The 24117-nt window shown below is 61.0% G+C and carries 16 protein-coding genes, 1 pseudogene and 2 riboswitches; of the genes and pseudogenes, 7 read left to right on the top strand and 10 right to left on the bottom strand.

Annotated elements, in window-relative coordinates:
* Positions 1-188 precede the first annotated feature (188 nt).
* Positions 189-2107 (bottom strand): annotated as a pseudogene (locus tag ACZZ0D_RS08745) (tyrosine-protein phosphatase).
* Between the two features lie 402 nt (positions 2108-2509).
* Entirely contained in the window at positions 2510-3433 is a 924-nt protein-coding gene (locus ACZZ0D_RS08740) for a carbon-nitrogen hydrolase family protein (RefSeq protein WP_463552945.1), read from the bottom strand.
* 84 nt (positions 3434-3517) lie between these two features.
* Between ACZZ0D_RS08740 and ACZZ0D_RS08735 the strand changes: the two genes are divergently transcribed.
* Complete coding sequence (locus tag ACZZ0D_RS08735) at positions 3518-4432, top strand: LysR family transcriptional regulator (RefSeq protein WP_463552944.1); 915 nt, start codon at positions 3518-3520, stop codon at positions 4430-4432.
* Between the two features lie 4 nt (positions 4433-4436).
* Here ACZZ0D_RS08735 and ACZZ0D_RS08730 read toward each other — a convergent pair whose 3' ends face one another.
* Entirely contained in the window at positions 4437-4691 is a 255-nt protein-coding gene (locus tag ACZZ0D_RS08730; RefSeq protein WP_053120827.1) for a hypothetical protein, read from the bottom strand.
* A gap of 153 nt (positions 4692-4844) precedes the next feature.
* On the opposite strand from ACZZ0D_RS08730, the gene ACZZ0D_RS08725 reads away from it, so the two are divergent.
* A complete protein-coding gene (locus tag ACZZ0D_RS08725) occupies positions 4845-5162 on the top strand; it encodes an ElaB/YgaM/YqjD family protein (protein ID WP_008088645.1) in 318 nt (105 codons plus the stop codon).
* A 111-nt stretch (positions 5163-5273) separates the two neighbouring features.
* Here ACZZ0D_RS08725 and ACZZ0D_RS08720 read toward each other — a convergent pair whose 3' ends face one another.
* The 4 genes from ACZZ0D_RS08720 to cobW form a co-directional block, all read right to left on the bottom strand.
* Positions 5274-5957 (bottom strand): vWA domain-containing protein, encoded by a 684-nt coding sequence (locus tag ACZZ0D_RS08720; RefSeq protein ID WP_463554777.1) that lies wholly within the window; start codon positions 5955-5957, stop codon positions 5274-5276.
* Positions 5939-6940, bottom strand: coding sequence for an ATP-binding protein (locus tag ACZZ0D_RS08715; RefSeq protein ID WP_463552943.1), 1002 nt, complete (start codon positions 6938-6940; stop codon positions 5939-5941). The genes ACZZ0D_RS08720 and ACZZ0D_RS08715 overlap by 19 nt, the downstream gene beginning before the upstream one ends.
* Positions 6941-7077: 137 nt before the next feature.
* On the bottom strand, positions 7078-10926 hold the full coding sequence (gene cobN / locus ACZZ0D_RS08710) for a cobaltochelatase subunit CobN (protein WP_463552942.1): 3849 nt from the start codon (positions 10924-10926) through the stop codon (positions 7078-7080).
* A gap of 3 nt (positions 10927-10929) precedes the next feature.
* Positions 10930-12003, bottom strand: a complete 1074-nt coding sequence (cobW, locus tag ACZZ0D_RS08705; RefSeq protein WP_463552941.1) for a cobalamin biosynthesis protein CobW — start codon at positions 12001-12003, stop codon at positions 10930-10932.
* Positions 12004-12103: 100 nt separating this feature from the next.
* Positions 12104-12315: riboswitch (cobalamin riboswitch) on the bottom strand.
* A 1038-nt stretch (positions 12316-13353) separates the two neighbouring features.
* Positions 13354-13573, top strand: a riboswitch (cobalamin riboswitch).
* 124 nt (positions 13574-13697) lie between these two features.
* Here cobW and ACZZ0D_RS08700 point away from each other — a divergent pair.
* The 4 genes from ACZZ0D_RS08700 to cobM all read left to right on the top strand — a co-directional run bounded on the left by ACZZ0D_RS08700 (position 13698) and on the right by cobM (position 15846).
* Complete coding sequence (locus ACZZ0D_RS08700; RefSeq protein ID WP_053120833.1) at positions 13698-13895, top strand: CbtB domain-containing protein; 198 nt, start codon at positions 13698-13700, stop codon at positions 13893-13895.
* Between the two features lie 11 nt (positions 13896-13906).
* Complete coding sequence (locus tag ACZZ0D_RS08695) at positions 13907-14608, top strand: CbtA family protein (RefSeq protein WP_463552940.1); 702 nt, start codon at positions 13907-13909, stop codon at positions 14606-14608.
* Entirely contained in the window at positions 14605-15018 is a 414-nt protein-coding gene (locus tag ACZZ0D_RS08690; protein WP_053120837.1) for a cobalamin biosynthesis protein, read from the top strand. The genes ACZZ0D_RS08695 and ACZZ0D_RS08690 overlap by 4 nt, the downstream gene beginning before the upstream one ends.
* Before the next feature lie 81 nt (positions 15019-15099).
* On the top strand, positions 15100-15846 hold the full coding sequence (gene cobM / locus ACZZ0D_RS08685; RefSeq protein ID WP_463552939.1) for a precorrin-4 C(11)-methyltransferase: 747 nt from the start codon (positions 15100-15102) through the stop codon (positions 15844-15846).
* Positions 15847-16055: 209 nt separating this feature from the next.
* Here the strand turns inward: cobM and nfuA are convergent, their stop codons facing one another.
* From nfuA to ACZZ0D_RS08670, 3 genes are all read right to left on the bottom strand, one after another.
* Entirely contained in the window at positions 16056-16640 is a 585-nt protein-coding gene (gene nfuA, locus ACZZ0D_RS08680) for a Fe-S biogenesis protein NfuA (RefSeq protein WP_007912592.1), read from the bottom strand.
* A 57-nt stretch (positions 16641-16697) separates the two neighbouring features.
* Positions 16698-17720 (bottom strand): acyltransferase family protein, encoded by a 1023-nt coding sequence (locus ACZZ0D_RS08675; protein WP_463552938.1) that lies wholly within the window; start codon positions 17718-17720, stop codon positions 16698-16700.
* Positions 17721-17902: 182 nt separating this feature from the next.
* Positions 17903-20209, bottom strand: coding sequence for a fatty acid cis/trans isomerase (locus ACZZ0D_RS08670; protein WP_463552937.1), 2307 nt, complete (start codon positions 20207-20209; stop codon positions 17903-17905).
* A gap of 156 nt (positions 20210-20365) precedes the next feature.
* Here ACZZ0D_RS08670 and metH point away from each other — a divergent pair, with 156 nt between their 5' ends.
* Complete coding sequence (gene metH / locus ACZZ0D_RS08665) at positions 20366-24076, top strand: methionine synthase (protein ID WP_463552936.1); 3711 nt, start codon at positions 20366-20368, stop codon at positions 24074-24076.
* Positions 24077-24117: the final 41 nt, after the last annotated feature.

Here is a 24117-nt window from a genome sequence, read left to right as displayed (position 1 = left end):
GGGTGAGGGGCTTTTGGGTGACTGGTTAGTTGCTTGAAACAGTATTTGTGGGAGCGAGCCTGCTCGCGAAGCCTGTGAGTCAGTCGACGTTGATGTTGGTTGATCCTGCGCATTCGCGAGCAGGCTCGCTCCCACATTGGGTTTTGGGTGTTTAGTAGATTTAGGGTCGTCCTTGACCCTGGTTTGTTTTAGAAGGCGTAGCTGGCTTTTAGGCCGCCGTTGAAGCCGTGGCTGTCGCCGCCGCCATTGGCGCCGATTTCTGCGCCCAGGCTCAGGGCGCCGAGGCTGGCCATGACGTTGACCCCGCCAGTGAACTGATCGCGGTTGTCGAAGGCGGCGCGTTGTTCGATATCCAGCCCTAGCAGGTGGCTTTGGCTGTCGACTTCGTTATCCCCCAGTGTGCGTTCGTAACCCACTTGTACGCCCGGCACCAGTTGCCATGCGCCCATCGCCACCGGGGCGAAACCGACGTTGAGGTTGGCGACGGCGCTGCGGCGGGTGGCGGTGTTGTCGTCGACGTCGAGGGCCAGTTCGCTGCCCTTCTCTGTGAAGCCGTTGAGGTCGAGGTGGCTGATGCGAAAGCCCAGGCTCGGCTCGAAAACCATGCCGTTGACCGGGGCGCGGTAGCCGAGGGCCAGCGTGGCGCCGGTGAGGTTGCCGTGGGTGTCGCCCTTCGCTGAGCCGAGGCCGCCGCCGAGGTCGCGTTTGCTGTCGTAGTCGATGTAGCCGGCGCTGGCGTTGGCGTCGACGAACAGGCCTTGTTCCAGGCTGGTGAAGCCGTAGCGGGCGCCGACGTTGAGGAAGGTGAAGTCGGTGTCAGCTTCGCCCCCCGCGCCGCCGACGGTGCCTTTGCTGTAGCCGAAACCGCCGCGTGCGCTGAGTTGTTCGCTGAAGCGTTGGGTGACCCCGACCATCAGGCCTTGGCTGTGTTCGTTGCTGCTTTCGGCGTGGGACGAGCCGTCGGTGCCGAGGTAGCCGGCCAGCGCGGTCGTCCACAAGCGGTATTGGCCGACTTTGAGGTCGGTGCCGCTAGCGAACGGTGCGGCGGCTTGTTCGATCATCGCGTTTTGACGCAGCAAGTAGCTGGCGGCGTCGGCGTGCACCTGGCCGCCGACCTGGGATTCGACACCGCCGAGGGTGCCGGCGTCGATGGCCGATTGCAGGTAATAGTTGTAGGCGCTGTAGGTGCCGGACAGATTGGTGTTTTGTAATTCGCGGAGCAGTTCGGCGCCGGCAGCGGCGTTGCCGATCAATCCGGCCTGACCCGGCAGGCTGTTGTATTCGACGAGTTTGCCGCGCAGGACGTAGATGGTTTCCTGCGACAGGCCGAGGCCTTGTTTGAGGTAGTTGTCCATCGTGCCGTATTGCGCGGTGACTTCATCGAGACCGGCCTGCAAGTAGCTGGCCTGCACGCCGAGCAGCGGCCCGTAGACGGCGGCCATGCTTGGCGGCATCGCTTTCAATGTGGCGGCGACGCGGGCGGCGGTGTAGTCGTTGGTCGCGAGGTAGTTGGCCATGATGGTTGCGTTGTCGACACCGGCGATGCTTTGCAACACGGCGGCGGTCAGCCGGTGCGGTCTTTACCGGCGGTGCAGTGGAACAGTTGCGCGGCGTCGACGCTGGCCAGCGCGTTGAATAGCGTGCCGAACTGGCTGCGCATGCCGGCATCGTTGACGAAGGCACGGTTGGTCTGTTCCATCATGGCGACGGCGTCGGCGGCGCTGTTGAAACTGATGTTGGTGATGTTCGAGCCGGAGGTGGTGGAGCCGATGATGTCGATGTTTTGGTAATTCGCGCCGTTGAGCATGGTGTCGGGCGTGCCGGCGATTTCGCTCGGGGTGCGCAGGTCGTAGACGGCTTTGATGCCGAGGCTGTTGAGCGTCGCCAAGTCCGCCGCCGACGGCGTGATCGCGTTGGAGCGGTAGAACACGCCCGCGCGCATGGTGCCGTCGTGGGCGGTGGAATAGGCAGTGGTGATGCCGGCGACATCGCGGAAGTTGTCGATGCTTTTCAAGCGCGGCGTGTCGAGGGGCACGGACTCGGCAGCGTGAGCAGCGGCGATGGACAGGCTCAGTACGGACAGCGAACACACAAGACGTTGAAACACGGTGCAGCCTCATTGTTTAAGCGTTGGGCTGCTGACTATGCGGAGCGAAGTGATACGGAATATGACAGTTTCGGTTTGTCGCGAAATGGCTGCGCGATTGGGCCATCTGCTGCGTGATTGGGCTGTGGGGGTATAAATTTTGGGGTGTCAGTTGGGTTGGTTGTTGGCTGGGATAACGCTTTCGCGAGCAAGCCCGCTCCCACAATTGAACTGCGTTCCCCCAGAGGTTGTGTGGTTTGCAGGTGGTTTGTGTAGGAGTGAGCCTGCCGGTTTTATGAACACCGCTGAAACCTGTGGGAGCGGGCTTGCTCGCGAAGGCGCTGGGTCAGTGCCGGTGATGTTGGCTGTCACGCCGCTTTCGCGAGCAAGCTCGGCACCTACAAAGTCCGCGGTGGTTTGGGGTTATTGGGTGAACCGCACGCCTGGTTTTGCGCGTTCGTCGACGCTGAGTTCGAAGATGTCCGGGCGGGCGTAGTGGCCGACGACGTCGTAGTCGTAACGCGCGCGGATCAAATCATCCGTGTCGATTTCTGCGCTGATCAGGCCGGCTTCATTGCGCAGCGGCCCGGCCAGAACGTCGCCCATCGGCCCGATGATCACGCTGCCGCCGGCGATCAATGGTCGCTCGGCAGGCCAGTTGGCAATGTCCACACCCAACTCGCTAGGCGACGCCTGCACCTGGCACGCACTGACCACAAAACAGCGCCCTTCATGAGCAATGTGGCGCATGCTGACCTGCCACATTTCACGCTCATCAACCGTCGGCGCGCACCACACTTCTACGCCCTTGGCGTACATCGCGGTGCGCAACAGCGGCATCATGTTTTCCCAGCAGACCACCGCGCCGAGCTTGCCCACCTGCGAGTCGAGCACTGGCAGCGTCGAGCCATCGCCCTTGCCCCAGATCAGCCGTTCAGTACCGGTCGGCATCAGCTTTCGGTGCTTTGCGACCAAACCCTCCTGCGGATCGACATACAGCACCGTGCAATACAACGTGCTGCCCGCGCGCTCAATCACGCCGATCACCAGATTGGCGCCGGTGCGCGCCGACAAACCGGCCAGCGCCTCAGTCTCGACACCCGGCACATCGATGGCGTTGGCAAAATACCGCGCATACGCCTCACGCCCTTCCGGCAAGCGATAGCCCAATTGCGTGCCGAAGCCCTCGCCTTTCGGATAGCCGCCGAGCAGCGCTTCCGGCATTACCACCAACGCAGCGCCGGACTCAACGATGGCCGCTTCATAACTGAGGATCTGTTCGAGGGTTTCGCCTTTGCCACCCGGCAAGGAGCCGATTTGCAGCGCAGCAACAATTGATTTGGCCATGTCGGTTCACTCCATAAGATCAGGTGTTGCTGATTCTCCGGCCGCACGGGATCATGAATAAAGCCCGATTCACTGCTGAATGATATGAGCCCTATGAATATCGCCACCGTCGACCTCAATCTGCTTAAAGTCTTCGAAGCCCTGCATGAAGAGTCCAGCGCCAGCCGCGCGGCACTGCGTCTGGGCGTGACGCAATCGGCGGTCAGCGCGGCGTTACGGCGTTTGCGCGATGTGTACGGTGACCAATTGTTTGTGCGCACCGGGCGCGGTCTGGCGCCAACGCTGAAAGCCAATCAGTTGAAACCGGTGGTCAGCGAGGCGTTGAACAAGTGTCGGCAGAGTCTGGCGATGGTCGACCCGAGCACGCAGCAGTACGAGGGGCGCTCGGTGACGGTGGGTCTGTCGGATGATTTCGAGATCGCTTACGGCCGGCGCCTGATCGAGGAAATTGCCCGCAGCGCGCCGAAGTTGCGCCTGATCTTCCGCCAGACCCACAGCCAGATCGTCGCCCGCGATCTGATGGAGCGCAGCATTGATCTAGCGATCACCGCCGGCGGTTTTGCCGAGCGGTTGCTCAGTCGTCAGGTGTTGGGTGAAGGCGGTTATGCGTGCCTGGTCGATCCGGCGAGCCTGGCGCCCGGTCAGCAGCAGATCGACCTACAAGAATTTGTAGCGCGCGAGCACTTGCTGGTGTCGTCCGGGGGATTTATCGGGATTACCGATGAGGGGTTGGCGGCGCTGGGTTTGAGTCGTCGGGTCTGCGCCTCGACCACGCATTTTGCCGCGCTGCCTTATCTGCTCAAGGGCAGCCAGGCAGTGGCGACCATCCCGACGCACGCCGCCGAGAGTATCGCGGCGATCAGCGGGCTGACGTTGCTGCCCTGCCCGCTGCCGTTGCCGCGTTATCCGATCGAACTCGGCTGGCGCACCAGCACACAGATCGATCCAGTGGTGGTGAAGGTTCGCGAGGCGATTGCCGCCACGTTCACACCGGGCTGAGGCGTTACTTGTTCGCCGCCATCAGGCGATTGACTTCACTGCGCACCATGTTGGCGAATTCCGGCGGCGACATGGTGTCCAGTTCCGAACGTACCCATTCCGCCCATTTGCCTTTGCGCTTGCCGCGCTCGCCGAACAAACGAGCTGCTTCGCCTTTGGCTTTGCCCAGATTGTTCTGCCAGAGTTCGAACAGACGGGATTTCTCGTCCTCGAGCGCCGCGCGCTCAGCGAGGGATTTGTCGGCCAGATTGAAACTCATGGGGATTTATCCTGCTGCGTAAAATGGCGACATCTTACACGCTCGGCGGAAATCTCCTGCGCAGGTTTTGCCTGTTGATCTACATTCAGTGCAACTTTTCGCGCACCGTCGCACTCCATTGATCACGTCCATTCAACTGCAAGGAGTCACCCAATGGCCCGGAAATCCGCCGTGCAAGCCGCCCAGGATCAAATCAAGGATCAAGCCTTCAGTGAGCTTCAGGCGTTGATCGAAGAATCCGACAAACTGCTGAAGAACAGCGCTTCACTGGTTGGCGAGGAAGCGGAAACCCTGCGCGGGCAAATCGCCCAGAAATTGCAGCAGGCACTGGAATCGGTGTCGAGCGTGCGCGACCGTACCAAGCCTGCGGTAGACGCCACCGAAAGCTACATCGGCGGCCATCCATGGCAGACCGTGGCCATCTCGGCCGGTTTTGGTCTGGTGGTGGGGTTGCTGCTCGGTCGTCGTTGATTTCTTAAGACCGAGTTGACGCCATCGCGAGCAGGCTCACTCCTACAGGGGAACGCATTTCAAATGTAGGAGTGAGCCTGCTCGCGATTCGATTCTGAAAGCGCACAAATGTCAGACCGACAGCAGCTCATCAATATGCCGATACTCAGCCGCCAGCTCCGCCGCCAATTCCCGCGCCCGCCCCAATCGAATCGGCCCTCGCTCAATATCGATCAACAGCCCCGGACACGCCAGCGCAGGCAACCCTGACCACGCCTTCAACCGCCCATCCGTCACCACCAGCAACCGCTGTTGTTCAGCTGGAAAACGCTTGCGCCGCACCGTCAACCATTGCTGCGCCTGTGCCAACGCTGCCACCAACGGCGTGCCACCGCCCGCGCCCAGGGCATCAAGCCAGACGCGCAAGCCACTTGACGCTTTCAACCCCTGCACCTGCCACTTCGGCGTTGATCCACTGGCCGTCAGCAACGCCAACGGCGCGCGCTGGCGATAAGCATCATCGAACAGTTGCGCGAGCAGACCTTTGGCATCGCTCAAGGCCTGATGCCGGCGGGTAGACGCCGAGGCATCGACTATCACCAGCCACAACTCATGCGGCGTACGGGTGCGCAGTTGAAAGAGCAAATCGGCGCGAGTTTGCGGGCGGCCGTTGAGCAGCGTCGCCGGCCAGTTCACCGAACCGCTGCGAGCGGCGTGGCGTTTGCCTTGGCGTCCGTTGTGCAGCCGACCAGCGCGGGGTCTGGCATTCGCCCCCGCGTCGGATCGGGGGCGAATGCCTAAAGCTTTTTTGGCCAGCTCGGCACTTCGCGGCGAGCACCGGTGGCGAGGGCCGGCGCGGGCATATCGCCCCACTGCCCCTGCCCTTCGCTTGGTTCGGATTGAGCGTTGCTCGGCGATTGCGGTGGTTGTTGCGGACTCGACACGGACTGCTCGCGACGGCGATGGCGCAGTGCGAATTCAGCAACGGCGTCGATATCCGCTTCGCTGATCGCCTCTGCACCGCGCCATGCCGCGTGCGCCCGAGCGGCGCGCAACCACACCAGATCCGCGCGCAAACCGTCGACACCGGCAGCGAAGCAACGCTCAGTGATCTGCGCCAGTGCGGCGTCGTCCAGCGGGATGTTGGCCAATGCACTTCGCGCATGCTCGCAACGCTCGCGCAGGGCTTGTTGCTGGGTTTCCCACTGCGCGCAAAACCCTTGCGGATCGCTGTCGAAATCCAGCCGACGTCGAATGATTTGCCCGCGCTCGGTCGGCGCGGTGTGGCCGCTGAGGGCGACATTCAAACCGAAACGGTCGAGCAATTGTGGACGCAACTCGCCCTCTTCCGGGTTCATCGTGCCGATCAACACAAACCGCGCCGAGTGGCGATGGGAGATGCCGTCTCGCTCGATCAGGTTGGTGCCGCTGGCGGCGACGTCGAGGAGCAGATCGACGAGGTGATCGGGCAGCAGATTGACCTCATCGACGTAAAGCACACCGCCGTCGGCCTTGGCCAAAACGCCGGGAGAGAATTGCGCGCGGCCATCGCTGAGGGCCGCGTCGAGGTCGAGGGTGCCGACCAGACGTTCCTCGGTGGCGCCCAGCGGCAAGGTGACAAACTGGCCGCTGGCGAGCAGATCGGCGAGGCCACGGGCCAGGGTCGATTTGGCCATGCCGCGCGGGCCTTCGATGAGCACGCCGCCGATTTTCGGGTCAATGGCGGTGAGGCACAGGGCGAGTTTCAAGTCATCGGCGCCGACCACGGCGGAGAGGGGGAAATGCGGGGTGTCGGTCATCATCATTACTCGGTCATGGTCGGTGAAATGCTTTTAATTGTGGGAGTGAGCCTGCTCGCGATGGCGGTGTGTCAGCCTACAACGAGTTAACTGACACACTGCTATCGCGAGCAGGCTCACTCCTACAAGGAATCGCACTAGATATTTTCTTCTATGTCCAACAACAGATTCTCCAGCGCTTCTTTATAAGCCCCCGGCTCCTGCCACATCCCGCGCTGCTGCGCCTCTAGCATCCGCTCAGTCATATCACGCAGCGCATGCGGATTATGCTCACGGACAAAATCCCGCGTCGCCGGATCGAGCAAATACGCATCCGCCAGCAACGCGTACTGGTGATCATCGATCAACTGCGTCGTCGCATCAAACGCGAACAGGTTGTCGACCGTCGCCGCCATTTCAAACGCGCCTTTGTAGCCGTGACGCTTGACCCCGTCGATCCATTTCGGATTGGCTGCCCGCGAGCGAATCACCCGGTTCAGCTCTTCCTTCAACGTGCGGATTTTCGGCAGATCCGGCTGGCTGTGATCGCCGTGATAACTGGCCGCCGCTTCGCCGCGCAACGTTTCGACGGCGGCGAGCATGCCGCCCTGGAATTGGTAGTAGTCGTTGGAATCGAGCAAGTCGTGCTCTCGGTTGTCCTGATTCTGCAACACCGCTTGCACCTGGCTCAGGCGCTGGACGAATTGTTCGCGGGCGGCAGTGCCTTCGTCAGAACCGCCGTAAGCGTAGGCGCCCCAGTTCAGATAAACCTCGGCGAGATCGTCGCGGCTTTGCCACAAGCGACCGTCGATGGCGCCCTGCACGCCCGCACCGTAGGCACCGGGTTTGGCGCCGAAAATCCGCCAACCGGCCTGACGTCGTGCAGTGTCTTCGTCGAGGCCGGATTGCAGCAGCGCCTCGCGTTCGGCGCGGACTTTCGCGGCCAGCGGATTGAGGTCATCCGGCTCATCCAGCGCGGCAACGGCTTGCACGGCGGCGTCGAACAGGCGAATCAGATTGGCGAAGGCATCGCGGAAGAATCCGGAGACGCGCAGCGTGACGTCGACACGCGGGCGGTCGAGCAGGCTCAGCGGCAGAATCTCGAAATCGTCGACACGCTGACTGCCCGTCGCCCACACTGGACGCACGCCCATCAGCGCCATGGCTTGTGCGATGTCGTCACCGCCGGTGCGCATGGTCGCGGTGCCCCACACGGAGAGGCCGAGCTGGCGCAAGTGATCGCCGTGGTCTTGCAGGTGGCGTTCGAGGATCAACGTGGCCGACTGGAAACCGATGCGCCACGCAGTGGTGGTGGGCAGGTTGCGTACGTCGACCGAGTAGAAATTGCGCCCGGTGGGCAGGACGTCGAGGCGGCCACGGCTGGGTGCGCCGCTGGGGCCTGCGGGGACGAAGCGGCCGCTGAGGGCGTCGAGCAGGCCACGCATTTCGGCGGGGCCGCAGGCGTCGAGGCGTGGGGCGACGACTTCGCGCAGATTCTCAATGATTGCGCAGACCTCCGCCCAACGCGGTTCCTGTAGGAGTGAGCCTGCTCGCGATAGCGGTGTGTCAGTAAATTCAATGTTGGCTGACACTCCGCTATCGCGAGCAGGCTCACTCCTACAGGGGGTTTGTAGTGTTTCGGAGATTAGGGTTGTGGCGAAGAGTTCGAGGCGTTCGCGGGTGTCGCCGGCGGTGCGCCAGGATTCGTCGCTTTGCGATTGCAGTGCTGCGGGACGTGGGCCTGTCCATGGCTCGGCCAACGCACAATCGAGTGGATCGAAACCCAGTTCGAATGCCTTGGCGAGTGCTCGCAACAGACTCGATTGCGCGCCTTTGCCGTCACCTCGTGGGATACGCAGAAGCGCCAACAACGTATCAATGCGCAAGCGCCCCGTCGGCGACTCGCCGAAAATATGCAAGCCATCGCGAATCTGCGATTCCTTCAGATCACACAAATACGTGTCCAGACGCGGCAGCCAGATCGCCGCATCGGCGTCGCTGTCCAGCCCGGCATCAAGCTGCAACTCACGATCAATCTGCGTATCACGCACCAGTTGCAGAATGTCGCGCTGCAACTCACGGGCGCGGCGCGGATCAAGCAGTTGCGCCTCGTAATATTCGTCGGCCAACAGTTCCAGATTGCGCAGCGGCCCGTAGGTTTCGGCGCGGGTCAGCGGCGGCATCAGGTGGTCGATGATCACCGCTTGCGTGCGCCGCTTGGCTTGGGCGCCCTCGCCCGGATCGTTGACGATAAACGGATAGATATTCGGCAGCGGCCCGAGCAGCGCGTCCGGCCAGCAGTTCTCCGAGAGCCCGACGCCTTTGCCCGGCAGCCATTCGAGGTTGCCGTGCTTGCCGACGTGGATCACGCCGTGGGCGCCGTAGGTGTTGCGCAACCAGAAATAGAACGCCAGATAGCCGTGCGGCGGCACCAGATCCGGATCGTGATAAACCGCGCTCGGATCAACCTGATAACCGCGCGCCGGTTGAATGCCGACGAAGGTCAGGCCGAAGCGCAGACCGGCGATCATCATGCGGCCGTCACGGCACATCGGATCGTTTTGCGGCGATCCCCAACGCTCAATTACCGCAGCGCGATTGGCCTCCGGCAGTGCGTTGAACATCGCTAAATAAGCGTCCATCGCCAGGCTTTGCTGGCACGGACGCAGGTCAATGGTGTCGAGATCGTTGCTGACGCCACCGAGCAATTGCTGGATCAACTCGGTGCCGCTGCCCGGCAATTCTGACGAGATCGGATAACCCTCGGCCTGCAACGCGCGAAGAATATTCAGCGCCGCCGCCGGGGTGTCGAGGCCGACGCCATTGCCGATGCGCCCATCGCGGGTCGGGTAGTTGGCAAGAATCAACGCGATGCGTTTTTCACCATTCGGCACCCGCGCCAGTTCGATCCAGCGCCGCGCCAGCTCGGCGACAAAATCCATGCGCTCAGGCTGCGCGCGATAGCAGACCACATCGGACTGACTGCGCTCGCTGCGCCACGCCAGATCCTTGAAGCTGATCGGCCGGCTGATGATGCGCCCGTCGAGTTCCGGCAAGGCAATGTGCATCGCCAGATCACGCGGGCCGAGGCCCTGCTCGCTGTCGCGCCAGCCGGGCTCGTTGTCCTGCGCGCAGATCGCCTGAATCACCGGAATGTTGCGGCGAAACGGCCGCAGGTGCGGCGCTTCGGGGCTGGACTGGGCGAAACCGGTGGTGTTCAAAATCACCCCCGCCTCGACCTCGTCCAGCCAATCCTCGACCACCGCGAGGCAGCCGGGCTCTTTCAAACTGGCCACCGCAATCGGCAGCGGATTAAGCCCCGCCGCCTGCAAGCGCTGGCAAAAAACATCGATGAACGCGGTGTTCGCCGCTTGCAAATGCGAGCGGTAAAACAGCACTGCCGCGACCGGTTGCGCAGGCAGCCATTCGGCTTGCCAGTCACTCAGTGCAGCAGTGTTTTTAGTCGGGTGGTAAATCGCCGTGCGTGGCAGGGTTTGCGGCTCATCCCATGCGTAATCGCGGGCGAGCCAACGGTTGGCCATGCAGCGGAAGAAATCCAGCGCATTGCCCAGACCGCCCTGACGCAAGAACTGCCAGAGGCGGTCGCGATCCTCGGCATTAACGGTGCTCAAGTCGCTGAGTTCCGGATCGGGACGATCATCGCCCGGCACCAGAATCACCTGCACGCCGCGTTCGGCCAACTCGACCAGACGCTCGACGCCATACCGCCAATAGGCGATGCCGCCGTGCAGCGAAATCAGAATCACCTTGGCGTGGCGCAGCACTTCATCGACGTACAAATCGACCGAAGCGTGATTCTGCACCTGCATCGGATTGGCCAGACGCAGGCTCGGATAATCCTCAGGCAACTGCTGCGCCGCTTCGGCGAGCAGCGCCAGACTGGAGTCGCCGCTGCACAGGATCACCAGCTCGGCGGGGGTTTGGCCAAGGTCGGCAATGTTGTCATCCGAGACGAAACCGCCGGGCTGAGTCCTGAGCAGGTGCATGGTTTAAACGCTGAGCGCGGCGCGCAGTTGCGCTTCGAGTTGGGCGGCATCGAGTTCCTGACCAATCAACACCAGACGCGTGACGCGCGCTTCATCGGCGCCCCACTGACGGTCGAAATGCTTGTCGAAACGCGTGCCCACGCCCTGAATTAACAGACGCATTGGCTTGTTCGGAATGGCGGCGAAACCTTTGACACGGAGGATGCCGTGCTTCACCACCAGTTGCGTCAGGGCATCGAGCAGCAGGCTTTCGTCGGCTTGCGGCAGTTCGATGGAGATCGAATCGAAAGCGTCGTGATCGTGGTCATCGTGGTCGTCATCGCCTTCACCGTGATGGTGATCGTGATGGCTGTGGCGGCTGTCGATGTGCTCTTCGGAACTGGCGCCGAGACCGATCAATACGTCGAGCGGCACACGACCGTTGCTGGCTTCGATGATTTTGACGGCGGGCGGCAATTCTTCGGCGACTTCAGCGCGAACGCGAGCGAGGTCTTCCTGGCTGGTCTGATCGGCCTTGTTGAGGATTACCAAGTCGGCGCTGGCCAGTTGATCAGCGAACAGCTCGTGCAGAGGCGATTCGTGATCGAGGTTCGGGTCGAGTTTACGCTGCGCGTCGACCTGATCCGGAAACGCGGCGAAGGTGCCGGCGGCTACGGCCGGGCTGTCGACCACGGTGATCACCGCATCAACGGTGCAGGCGCTGCGGATTTCCGGCCACTGGAAGGCTTGCACCAATGGTTTTGGCAGGGCCAGACCCGAGGTTTCGATGAGGATATGGTCGAGGTCGCCGCGACGGGCGACCAGTTCGCGCATCACCGGGAAGAATTCTTCTTGAACGGTGCAGCACAGGCAGCCGTTGGCCAGTTCGTACACGCGGCCAACCGCTTCTTCTTCGCTGCAACCGATGGTGCATTGCTTGAGGATTTCACCGTCGATGCCCAACTCGCCAAACTCGTTGACGATCACCGCGATGCGACGGCCCTGAGCGTTGTCGAGCATGTGCCGCAGCAGCGTGGTTTTGCCCGAGCCGAGGAAGCCGGTGACGATGGTGACGGGGAGTTTGGCCAGTGTTTTCATCGGTATGCCCTTTGGCAAGCGGCGGGCATACGGGACGAGAACCGGCAACGCGCGTGCGTGCCCGGAGAGTTCGCCACCGGATCACCCCGCCCGGTTGAAATTGAGAATCTGTGACGAGGCAGGTCTCCTGGCTGACGGCGTTCAGGCGCGGGGCCTGGCGTTGGCTGCGCCTTCCCGCTGGCTCATGGGTTGAGCTGGCAGTGGCGTGGCAGCGAACAGCGCCGTTCACAGTTGCGGGGGCAGCCGCGGCATTGACCGCGTTCCCTTCTTAGCTTCGGCATCGGCCGAAGAACCTCGAATGCGCAAGGCTACGCATCGGGTGGTGACCGGTCAATGGGGTTGGGTTTTGGTTATGTGAGCATATCCGTTGCTGCGGTTGCTGCTACTGGCGGTTTCGCTCTTACAGCGAGTCACCTTTTCCAAACGCCGAAAAGGTAACCGAAAAGGCTTGGCCCCGGCGTACGGCACTTCGCTGAGGCTCAGTGTTCCCTCGCTACGGTGTCCATCCGGGGACATCGCCTACGGTTTGCTCCGCTGCACCTCCTCTCGATGTGTGCGGCTGCGCCGCACGGCGCTACGCGCCTGATCCCCGGATGGACACCTACGCTCGGCCTGCCGAAGGGGCTGAAAATCAAAAGCCAGATCAAAATCAACAGCCCGATCAAGATCAAAGGCCCCTCACCCTAGCCCTCTCCCGGAGGGAGAGGGGACTGATTGCGTGGATTGGGAGAGGTACGCCGACGTGGAATACCAAGTCGAACACACATTTTGAAAAGCCCACCAATCGGCCCCTACATAAGCCCTCACCCTAACCTTCTCCCGGAGGGAGAGGGGACTGATTGCGTGGACTGGGAGATATACGCCGACGTGAAAGACCGAGTCGAACACACATTTTGAAAAGCCCACCAATCGGCTCCCTCTCCCTCGGGAGAGGGCTGGGGTGAGGGGCAGCAACAACACAAATCAAAAGCCGTGCACGCCCCGCTCCTCACCACACAATAGGCCGAGTGTCAGCTCGCCTGCTCTTGATCTTGATCTTGAGCTCCGAGCCCGTCGGCAGGCTGAGCGGAGGGATTGATCCGGGGGTGGGAGCGCAGCGACCGTTTGGCGCAGCCAAACACAGCGAGAGGAGGTGCAGCGAAGCAACCCGTAGGCGCTGCCCCCCGGATCAATCCCGGAGCGAAGGAACCCGAGCCCCAGCGAGGGCCGAACGTCAGGGCAAAGCATTTTCGGTTACCTTTTCGGCGTTTGGAAAAGGTGACTCGCCGTAAGGGCGAAACCCTAAGCCGCCGTTACCGCAGCAACGGATATGCCCCCCATCCAATTGACTCAAATCCCCCCTCATGCTCTCCTACACAACTTGTTACGGGTGCCCTTCACAGGGTGAAACGGGAAACCGGTGAATCATGTGCTTTACTCAAGCCATGTCAGTCCGGTGCTGCCCCCGCAACGGTAAGCGAGCGAAGCGTCAAAACCACTGTGCCCAAAAGCATGGGAAGGAGACGCTTGCAGGTCGGCCTGACGCCAACCCCTCGTGAGCCCGGAGACCGGCCCTTAACACACAGCGCGCACCTCGTGCGCAGCTGAACATAACAAACCCGCGGTGGGCGGGCGCTGTTCGAACCTCTGCGAGCCCGACCCGCAGGGGTTTTCATGCGCTCAAATCACCCACTGACACTCCAGAGGGAAGCGCCATGTCGATCATCAGCAGCACCGGCAGCAACACGGACAAAATCGCCAGCACCGCCACACTGAGCCAACGCCTGACCGCCGCGATCTTCGCGTCGATCCTCGGCGCCGGCCTGGTCTACTTCGCCGGCTTCTCGCACATCGAAGCGGTACACAACGCCGCCCACGATACCCGCCACAGCGCCGCGTTCCCGTGCCACTGAGACCTGCCGACATGATCAAGCGTATCGCGCAAACCGCAGGGTTTACCGGCCTTCTGGCCGCCCTGCTCCTCACCCTGCTGCAAAGCTTCTGGGTCTCGCCACTGATTCTTCAAGCGGAAACTTTCGAAAAATCCGAACCCGTCGCCGTGCATGAACACGCCGAAGGCGCCATGGCCGGCCACACCCACGACGCCGAAGCCTGGGAGCCGGAGCCCGGCTGGCAGCGCGTGGTTTCGACCACTGGCGGCAATCTGGTCGTCGCCGTCGGTTTCGCCCTGATGCTCGCCGGTCTCTACACTCTCCGTGCGCCCACCAAAACTTCGCAAGGTCTGCTCTGGGGTCTGGCCGGGTACGCCACGTTCGTCCTCGCGCCGACCTTGGGTCTGCCACCAGAACTGCCGGGCACCGCGGCGGCTGATCTGGCTTCGCGACAGATGTGGTGGATCGGCACGGCCGCCTCTACCGCTGTCGGCCTGTCGTTGATCGCGTTCAGCCGTCACTGGCTGATGAAAGTCCTCGGTGTGGCGATCCTCGCCGTGCCGCACGTGATCGGCGCACCGCAGCCGGAAGTGCATTCGATGCTCGCCCCTGAAGCATTGGAAGCGCAGTTCAAAATCGCTTCGCAGCTGACCAACATCGCGTTCTGGCTGGCCCTGGGCCTGATCAGCGCCTGGTTGTTCCGCCGCAAAAGCGATGGCCAATACCACGCATGACGAATGACAGCGCAGCGCCGACCTTCGTGGTCGGCCTGGGTTGCCAGCGCGGCTGCCCCGTCAGCACGCTGCGCGCGCTACTTGATCAGGCGTTACAGGCGCATCGCATTGAGTTGCAAGCGATCAAGGCCTTGGCCAGCATCGACCTGAAGCGCGACGAGCCCGGTTTGCAAGAGCTCGCCGCGCAACTGGCGCTGCCGTTGCTGTATTTCAGCAGCGAAGAACTGGCCAGTTATCAGGAACGCCTCAGCCACCGTTCCGAGATCGCTTACGAGCGCACCGGTTGCTACGGCGTCGCCGAAAGTGCCGCGCTGGCCCTCGCCGAACAGCTGATTCAGGCACCGGCAAAGCTGCTGATTTCCCGACAAAAATACGCTCAGGCCACCTTCGCATTGGCCGGCGCTGCCTAAATTCCCGATAATCCCCGCCATTGATCATGAGCAATCTTCATCTGAAGTGTTGGCCATGCCTTTTTTTCACAGGATTTAGCGATGACCGTCTACTTCATCGGCGCCGGCCCCGGCGACCCGGAACTGATCACTGTCAAAGGCCAGCGGCTGATTCGCAGCTGCCCGGTGATCATTTATGCAGGCTCGCTGGTACCGGCGGCAGTGCTGGACGGTCATCAGGCTGAAACAGTGGTCAACAGCGCCGAATTGCATCTGGAACAGATCATCGAACTGATCAAAACCGCGCACGCGAACGGTCAGGATGTGGCGCGAGTGCATTCCGGCGATCCGAGTCTGTATGGCGCGATCGGTGAGCAGATTCGTTATCTGCGCGAGCTGAATATTCCGTTTGAGATCGTTCCCGGCGTGACGGCGACGGCGGCGTGTGCGGCGTTGCTGGGGGCGGAACTGACCCTGCCGGATGTCTCGCAAAGCGTGATTCTGACCCGCTATGCCGATAAAACCGCGATGCCAGCGGGTGAGGAATTGGGCAGTCTGGCCCAGCATGGCGCGACCATGGCGATTCATCTGGGCGTTAATCATTTGCCGAAGATTCTGCTGGAGTTGCTGCCGCATTACGGCGCGGATTGCCCGATTGCGGTGGTTCACCGGGCGACGTGGCCGGATCAGGATTGGGTGGTGGGGACGCTGGCGGACATTGCCGAGAAGGTTGAAGCGAAAGGGTTTCGGCGTACGGCACTGATTCTGGTGGGTCGGGTGTTGGGGAGTGAGGTGTTTAGCGAGTCATCGTTGTATCGCGCGGGGCATGCACACCTTTACAGGCCCTGAAAGCAAAAGATCGCAGCCTTCGGCAGCTCCCACAGGGAAATACATTCCAATGTAGGAGCTGCCGAAGGCTGCGATCTTTTGATTCTGTGGCTTCAGACAATGCATTCATCACGGGAAAATGCATTGCCTGAATTGAAACTGCTGCGCAGTTCATCGGGGATAAATCCCCTCGCCACAGCGCCGTTTTTCTTGTCCGCAGCGAACACCACTTAGTAGTAGGCGTTTTCTTTCTGCGTGTGGTCAGTCACGTCACGAACGCCTTTCAGCTCCGGAATGCGCTCAAGCAAGGTGCGCTCAATGCCTTCCTTCAACGTTACGTCCGCCTGGCCGCAGCCCTGGCAGCCGCCGCCGAATTGCAGAACGGCGATGCCGTCTTCAACCACATCGATCAGGCTGACCTGACCGCCGTGGCTGGCTAGCCCCGGGTTGATTTCGGTTTGCAGGTAGTAGTTGATGCGTTCGTTGACCGGGCTGTCGGCGTTGACCATCGGCACTTTTGCGTTTGGCGCCTTGATGGTCAGCTGGCCACCCATGCGGTCGGTGGCGTAGTCGACAACAGCGTCGTCAAGGAACGCTTCGCTGAAGTGGTCGATATACGCGGTGAAGCTTTTCAGCCCCAGCGCGGTGTCTTCAGGTTTTTCTTCGCCCGGCTTGCAGTAGGCAATGCAGGTTTCGGCGTACTGGGTGCCAGGCTGGGTGATGAAGACGCGGATGCCGATGCCCGGGGTGTTCTGCTTGGAGAGCAGATCAGCCAGGTAATCGTGGGCGGCGTCGGTAATGGTAATAGCGGTCATGGAAACTCCTCGCAGGCTTGGGCGCAGTTTACGCCAATCGTTGCGCCGGACAAAGTCCTAGTATTTTTGTCGGGAAAGATTCTCGTCGGGCTCGCCATCGACCCGCGCCTTGAGCCAGCGGTAACTGCGTTTTTCCACCCATTCGTAGCTCAGCCACGAACCAACGCCGATCGCCAGCGCACAGACGACGAACATCAGATACGGGTTGATCCCGTAGCGACGCGCAATGAAACCGCCCGCCGAGAGCACCAGCACGTGCATCAGGTACACCGAATACGAGCAGTCGCCGAGCAGTTTCAGCAACCGGCTGCGCTCGAAATAACGCTCCAGCGCCATGCACGACATCACCAGCACCGCACTCGGCACGCCCCAATTGAGCAGCCGTGGCGCCGGCACCAAGTGATAAATCGCCAGCAACGCCGCGACAATCCCGGCCAGCGGCAGCCATAAACCGGCGCCAATCCAGCCGCGACGATGGAGCATGCCGATGCCAATCCCCAGCAGAAACTCGTAAACGATGTCCGAACGATAGAACTCGCTGATCCAGCCAAACCCCGTCCACGCCTGACTCACCGCAAACAGCAGCGCGGCGACCACCAGCAGGCGCACTTGCAAGCGAAACAGCAGCGCCCAGGCAAACAGCACGTAGAAGAGCATTTCGTAATTCAGCGTCCAGCCGACATTGAGCGTCGGGTAGATTCCGTAGCCGCCGGGATTTTCAGTCGGAATGAACAGCAGCGACAGTAGAAAATGCCCCCAATCCACGGTTTGATCGGGCAGCAACGGCTGGGCGAACACCACCAACAACGCCATTAGCGCCGTGTACAGCCAATACGCGGGGACGATGCGAAACAGGCGATAGAGCAGAAACCGCGCGGGGGGCAGCGGCTTATTTTCGGTGGAAAGGAAGATCACCAGACCACTGATGACAAAGAACACATCGACGCCCACCGCGCCTTTGTCGATGAACCACTGCCCAATCGGCCCGCGCGCTTCGAAGTCGAAGAAAATCTGCATGAAATGGTGGCAGACCACCGTCCACGCAGCCAGCGCACGCAGGGCTTGCACTGAAATCAACATCACCCGCTCCCTTCCACACCCTCAAATCCACCTCAATCCCCTTGTGGGAGCGGGCTTGCTCGCGAAAGCGGTGTGTCAGGTGACATCCATTTTGAATGTACCGACGCTTTCGCGAGCAAGCCCGCTCTCACAGGGGATTTGTGTGGTCGCTGAAATTGGGACAGCAGGCTCGGCTTAAAAGATCAAAGATTCTCGTACCGGTTCATATCGAGCACGCCCTCTTCCACCGGGTCGGTTTCGTGGATGTAGCGGCTCAGATCATGGAAATAGAACCAGAACTGCGGATGACTACGGCGAATCCCCCAGCGCTCGACGATTTTCTCGAATTGCGCCTGATCCCTGGCACTGTCCATCGCATCGACAAACGCCGGCACCTGATCAGCCGGGATATTGAAGATGAAATTCGGATAGCTGCTGAGTACACCGGGATAAATGGTCAACGTGTCCAGCCCTGGCTGATAACGCAGCGATTCTCCGGTGAGGAACGCCACGTTGCTGTGCGCGCGGTTGCGCAGCAGGCTGTAGACCTCGCGTTTGCCGCTGGCCGTTTCGATGCGCAGCATGGTCGCTTCGGGCAACTGATCAATTACCTTCAAACCGGCGGCCGGCCGCGAGGTGAGGCGACTCAGCGCCTGTTCGGCGTTCTGCAATGCGGGGTCGATATTCGGCCGTGAACAGTAAGCGTTGTCGCAACGGTTGATCGGATCAGGTCGCGCATTCAGGTCGCCGTACCGCGCCAGCAACTGCATGGCGAAGTCGTATTTCGGATCTTTTTCGTTGAGTTTCAGCGCGGTCGGTTTGTCGTCGTCGATCGACTCGTAATCCAGCCACATCTTGAACTGACCGCTGCTCTGGTACCAATCATCGAGGTAGTCCTCGCGCGAATCAGCAGGCATCAGACGCAGGAAATTCTGCTCGGCGCCGTTGCGGATCAGGTCGAAATACAGGCGGGTTTGCGCCTGATGGGAGACGTTGCCGAACACATCGAAGTTGACCGCCAACTGATAATAGGTGCGTTCCAGCAACGGATAGTCGAACAACCACATGGTTTGCGGCACTTCGCCGATCAGGCCTTTGGTCACCGAAGCACTGTCGAAGTGACGGAAGATGCTCAGCAGCGCGTTGTCGTTGCCGGCCCACAGCGTCGACCAGCTCGGCGCAGGGACTTCGGCATAGCTGTCGCGGCGCAGGGCCTCGTATTCATTCCGTTTGTCGCGGTAGTTGTGCCACAGGGTCAGCACGCTGCCGACGTCGTCGTTCTGCCCCGGCATCGCCAGCAACGGCGTGGCCTGGCCGCGATAGTTCGGGTCGGTGATGTACAGGTCGTGCTCCGGGGCCTGGAACAGCGCCCAGAAGTTGTCGCGGATCACGTCCGTCGCGATCTGCCCACGGCACACCGGGCCGCGAATAAAGGTGCGGACAAAGTACTCGGCGTTATCGAGCATGAACTGATACCGCGCCTGCGCCGGAATCGCCTCGAACGTAGCGAATGGATTGGCACGGCTGTTCGGCCCATAACCCGGCAAGGCGTTGACCTGCCAGTTGCCGCTGTAAAACAGGCTTTTCACCCGCGCCATTTTCGCCGCGCTCAGCGGGTAGGTAATGTGGGTTTTGTGCACGATCACCCCTTGCACCGGCCACAAGCGGTAATACACCTGCGTGCCCGGATCGTCGTTCGGGCGGCGGGTGGCGATCAGGTCGATCGGTTGACCCGTCGGCGTGCGCGAACGCACCCACTGGAAGAAATGCCCCGGCTCGCCGTCCTTGAAATAAAGGTGCGCGAGGAACAAATGTTCATAGAGCCAACGGCCGACAAGGCTTTCGCGGGCGCCGGGAGCGTTGAGCAAGTTTTCCCACTGAACGATTTGCAGGGATTCTTTGGCGCTCGGTGCCAGGCCTTGCTCGTCGATCGGCGCACCGGAGGCGAGCCAACGCTGCAACGTCTGGTATTGCTGATCGGTCAGGCCAGTGACCGCCAGCGGCATGCCCTCTTTCGGGTGAGCACCGGCGTAGCCTTCAAATTCGGCAGGCATTGCGCATTGATTTGCGCGGTTTAACCCCAGAACAATGTCTTCGGGCAACTTGGCGTTAGGCGTCAGCGGCGTCTTGTGCCCCAGCTCGAGCATCCGCGCCATCAGCGCCGCTTGGCTGCCCTGCGCATCGAGTACCGAATAGAAGTCTTTCTGCTGCCAGGCACGTTTACCGAAGGCGTCATAAAACAATCGGGTGGTCGGCGCCGCTTTAGTGCGCTCGCCGTCATACACCGGCATTTTGCTCGCGCCACGGGCCGCGCCTTCGCCACTGCCAAGATTGAGCTGGCAGGCGGAGTCGTAGCACGCATGGCAGGCCACGCACTTCTCGGTGAAGATTGGCTGGATGTCGCGGGTGTAGGAAATAGATGGGGAAATGGCAGGTGCAGCCGCTGGCTCTTGCGCCACGGCGCCCCAGCTGAGAAACAGCAACACAAAACCCATGACGCGGTAAGACATGCTGCTGATCCCGATTTTATAAAAAAACGCCGCGATTCTACATTATGACGTCCGTACCAACATGAGCGATATTCATGCAAAAGCGCCACATGCTCTAAAACCGCACAGGTTTGTTATGATCCCGCTCCTTCGTAATGGTCTTTCCGAGTAGTCCAAATGTCCGATCGCAGCGTCCGCCTTCAAGCTCTCAAGCAAGCTCTCAAAGAGCGCATCCTGATACTCGACGGCGGCATGGGCACGATGATCCAGAGCTATAAGCTCGAAGAGCAGGACTATCGCGGCAAACGCTTCGCCGACTGGCCGAGCGACGTCAAAGGCAACAACGACCTGTTGGTGCTGACCCGCCCTGACGTGATCGGTGGCATCGAAAAAGCCTATCTGGACGCCGGCGCCGACATTCTCGAAACCAATACCTTCAACGCCACGCGTATTTCCATGGCCGACTACGGCATGGAAGAGCTGGCCTACGAGTTAAACGTAGAAGGCGCACGACTGGCGCGCAAGATTGCCGACGCCAAGACTGCCGAAAACCCGGAAAAGCCGCGTTTTGTTGCCGGCGTACTCGGCCCGACCAGCCGCACTTGCTCGCTGTCGCCAGACGTCAACAACCCGGGCTATCGCAACGTCACCTTTGATGAACTGGTGGAAAACTACACCGAAGCCACCAAAGGTCTGATCGAGGGCGGCGCCGACCTGATCCTGATCGAAACCATTTTCGACACCCTCAACGCCAAAGCGGCGATCTTCGCCGTGCAAGGCGTGTTCGAAGAGCTGCACATCGAACTGCCGATCATGATTTCCGGCACCATCACCGACGCCTCCGGCCGTACCCTGTCGGGCCAGACCACTGAAGCGTTCTGGAACTCGGTGGCGCACGCCAAGCCAATCTCCGTCGGCCTCAACTGTGCGCTCGGCGCCAGTGAATTGCGTCCGTATCTGGAAGAGCTGTCGAACAAGGCCAGCACCCACGTTTCCGCGCACCCGAACGCCGGCCTGCCGAACGAATTCGGCGAGTACGACGAACTGCCGTCGGAAACCGCCAAGGTCATCGAAGAATTCGCCCAGAGCGGTTTCCTTAACATCGTCGGCGGCTGCTGCGGCACCACACCGGGGCACATCGAAGCGATCGCCAAAGCCGTCGCCGGTTACGCGCCGCGTCAGATTCCGGACATCCCTAAGGCCTGCCGCCTCTCGGGTCTGGAGCCGTTCACCATCGATCGCAGCTCGCTGTTCGTTAACGTCGGCGAGCGCACCAACATCACTGGCTCGGCGAAATTCGCCCGGCTGATCCGTGAAGACAACTACACCGAAGCGCTGGAAGTCGCCCTGCAACAGGTCGAGGCCGGCGCGCAGGTGATCGACATCAACATGGACGAAGGGATGCTCGATTCGAAGAAGGCCATGGTGACCTTCCTCAATCTGATCGCCGGTGAACCGGACATCTCGCGCGTACCGATCATGATCGACTCCTCCAAATGGGAAGTGATCGAAGCCGGCCTGAAGTGCATTCAGGGCAAGGGCATCGTCAACTCGATCAGCATGAAAGAAGGCGTCGAGCAGTTCATTCATCACGCCAAGCTGTGCAAGCGCTACGGCGCCGCCGTGGTGGTGATGGCGTTCGACGAAGCCGGCCAGGCCGACACCGAAGCGCGCAAAAAAGAAATCTGCAAACGCTCTTACGACATTCTGGTCAACGAAGTCGGCTTCCCGCCGGAAGACATCATCTTCGACCCGAACATCTTCGCCGTCGCCACCGGTATCGAAGAACACAACAACTACGCTGTGGACTTCATCAACGCCTGTGCCTACATCCGCGATGAACTGCCGTATGCGCTGACCTCGGGCGGCGTGTCCAACGTGTCGTTCTCGTTCCGTGGCAACAACCCGGTGCGCGAGGCGATTCACTCGGTGTTCCTGCTGTACGCAATCCGCGCGGGCCTGACCATGGGCATCGTCAACGCCGGTCAACTGGAGATCTACGATCAGATCCCGCAAGAGCTGCGCGATGCCGTTGAAGACGTGGTGCTCAACCGCACGCCAAACGGCACCGACGCCCTCCTCGCCATTGCCGACAAGTACAAGGGCGACGGCAGCGTCAAGGAAGCCGAGACCGAAGAGTGGCGCAGCTGGGAGGTCAATAAGCGTCTGGAGCATGCGCTGGTCAAAGGCATCACCACGCACATCGTTGAAGACACCGAAGAATCGCGTCAGTCATTCGCCCGTCCGATCGAAGTGATCGAAGGCCCGCTGATGTCCGGCATGAACATCGTCGGCGACCTGTTCGGCGCCGGCAAAATGTTCCTCCCGCAAGTGGTGAAATCCGCCCGTGTGATGAAGCAGGCCGTAGCGCACTTGATTCCGTTCATCGAACTGGAAAAAGGCGACAAGCCGGAAGCCAAGGGCAAGATCCTCATGGCCACCGTCAAGGGCGACGTGCACGACATCGGCAAGAACATTGTTGGCGTGGTGCTCGGTTGCAACGGCTACGACATCGTCGACCTCGGCGTGATGGTGCCGGCCGAGAAGATTCTGCAGGTGGCCAAAGAGCAGAAGTGCGACATCATCGGCCTCTCTGGTCTGATCACGCCGTCGCTGGATGAAATGGTGCACGTTGCGCGCGAAATGCAGCGTCAGGACTTCCATCTGCCGCTGATGATCGGTGGCGCGACCACGTCCAAAGCGCACACCGCGGTGAAGATCGAGCCGAAGTACAGCAACGATGCCGTGGTCTACGTGACCGACGCTTCCCGCGCGGTCGGCGTGGCGACGCAGTTGCTGTCGAAAGAATTGAAGGCCGGTTTCGTCGAGAAGACCCGTCTGGAATACGTCGATGTGCGTGAGCGCACCGCCAACCGCAGCGCCCGCACCGAGCGTTTGAGCTACGCCGCAGCGATCGCCAAGAAGCCGCAGTTTGACTGGGCGACTTATCAACCCGTTAAACCAACCTTCACTGGCAGCAAGGTTCTGGACAACATCGACCTGAAAGTCCTCGCCGAATACATCGACTGGACGCCGTTCTTTATCTCCTGGGATCTGGCCGGCAAATTCCCGCGAATCCTCGAAGACGAAGTGGTCGGTGAAGCTGCGACTTCGTTGTACAAGGATGCGCAGGAAATGCTCGCCAAGCTGATCGACGAGAAGTTGATCAGCGCCCGTGCGGTGTTCGGTTTCTGGCCGGCCAATCAGGTGCATGACGACGACATCGAACTGTACGGCGATGACGGCAAGCCATTGGCCAAACTGCATCACTTGCGCCAGCAGATCATCAAGACCGACGGCAAACCAAACTTCTCGCTGGCCGACTTCGTTGCGCCGAAGGATAGCGAAGTGACCGACTACGTCGGTGGTTTCATCACCACCGCCGGCATCGGCGCCGAAGAAGTGGCCAAGGCCTATCAAGACGCTGGCGATGACTACAACTCGATCATGGTCAAAGCGCTGGCCGACCGTTTGGCCGAAGCCTGCGCCGAATGGCTGCACCAGCAAGTGCGTAAAGAGCACTGGGGTTATGCCAAGGACGAAACCCTCGACAACGAAGCGCTGATCAAAGAGCAATACAGCGGTATCCGCCCTGCCCCGGGCTACCCGGCCTGCCCGGATCACACCGAAAAAGCCGCGCTGTTCGCGCTGCTCGACCCGGAGGCCGAAGAAATGCGTGCCGGCCGCAGCGGAGTGTTCCTCACCGAGCACTACGCGATGTTCCCGGCGGCAGCGGTCAGCGGCTGGTACTTCGCCCATCCGCAGGCGCAGTACTTCGCGGTGGGCAAGGTCGACAAGGATCAGATCGCCAGCTACACCTCGCGCAAAGGTCAGGAACTGAGCGTGACCGAACGTTGGCTGGCGCCGAATCTGGGCTACGACAACTGATCAACGCAGCTTGAAAAAAACCTCGGTAGACCGTCTGGCTA

The sequence above is a fragment of the Pseudomonas sp. AC193 genome (assembly GCF_979258075.1).
Note: the sequence above shows the minus strand (reverse complement) of the source record. Positions and strands in the feature narration are given on the sequence as shown.

Excerpts from the sequence above, each read along its gene's own strand:
- ACZZ0D_RS08735 (WP_463552944.1), top strand. The coding sequence starts at position 3,518 with ATGAGCCCTATGAATATCGCCACCGTCGACCTCAATCTGCTTAAAGTC.
- ACZZ0D_RS08675 (WP_463552938.1), bottom strand. The coding sequence starts at position 17,720 with ATGTTGATTTCAGTGCAAGCCCTGCGTGCGCTGGCTGCGTGGACGGTG.
- cobM (WP_463552939.1), top strand. The coding sequence starts at position 15,100 with ATGACCGTCTACTTCATCGGCGCCGGCCCCGGCGACCCGGAACTGATC.
- nfuA (WP_007912592.1), bottom strand. The coding sequence starts at position 16,640 with ATGACCGCTATTACCATTACCGACGCCGCCCACGATTACCTGGCTGAT.
- ACZZ0D_RS08695 (WP_463552940.1), top strand. The coding sequence starts at position 13,907 with ATGATCAAGCGTATCGCGCAAACCGCAGGGTTTACCGGCCTTCTGGCC.
- metH (WP_463552936.1), top strand. The coding sequence starts at position 20,366 with ATGTCCGATCGCAGCGTCCGCCTTCAAGCTCTCAAGCAAGCTCTCAAA.
- ACZZ0D_RS08740 (WP_463552945.1), bottom strand. The coding sequence starts at position 3,433 with ATGGCCAAATCAATTGTTGCTGCGCTGCAAATCGGCTCCTTGCCGGGT.
- ACZZ0D_RS08730 (WP_053120827.1), bottom strand. The coding sequence starts at position 4,691 with ATGAGTTTCAATCTGGCCGACAAATCCCTCGCTGAGCGCGCGGCGCTC.
- cobN (WP_463552942.1), bottom strand. The coding sequence starts at position 10,926 with ATGCACCTGCTCAGGACTCAGCCCGGCGGTTTCGTCTCGGATGACAAC.
- ACZZ0D_RS08725 (WP_008088645.1), top strand. The coding sequence starts at position 4,845 with ATGGCCCGGAAATCCGCCGTGCAAGCCGCCCAGGATCAAATCAAGGAT.
- ACZZ0D_RS08690 (WP_053120837.1), top strand. The coding sequence starts at position 14,605 with ATGACGAATGACAGCGCAGCGCCGACCTTCGTGGTCGGCCTGGGTTGC.
- ACZZ0D_RS08700 (WP_053120833.1), top strand. The coding sequence starts at position 13,698 with ATGTCGATCATCAGCAGCACCGGCAGCAACACGGACAAAATCGCCAGC.
- ACZZ0D_RS08715 (WP_463552943.1), bottom strand. The coding sequence starts at position 6,940 with ATGACCGACACCCCGCATTTCCCCCTCTCCGCCGTGGTCGGCGCCGAT.
- cobW (WP_463552941.1), bottom strand. The coding sequence starts at position 12,003 with ATGAAAACACTGGCCAAACTCCCCGTCACCATCGTCACCGGCTTCCTC.
- ACZZ0D_RS08670 (WP_463552937.1), bottom strand. The coding sequence starts at position 20,209 with ATGTCTTACCGCGTCATGGGTTTTGTGTTGCTGTTTCTCAGCTGGGGC.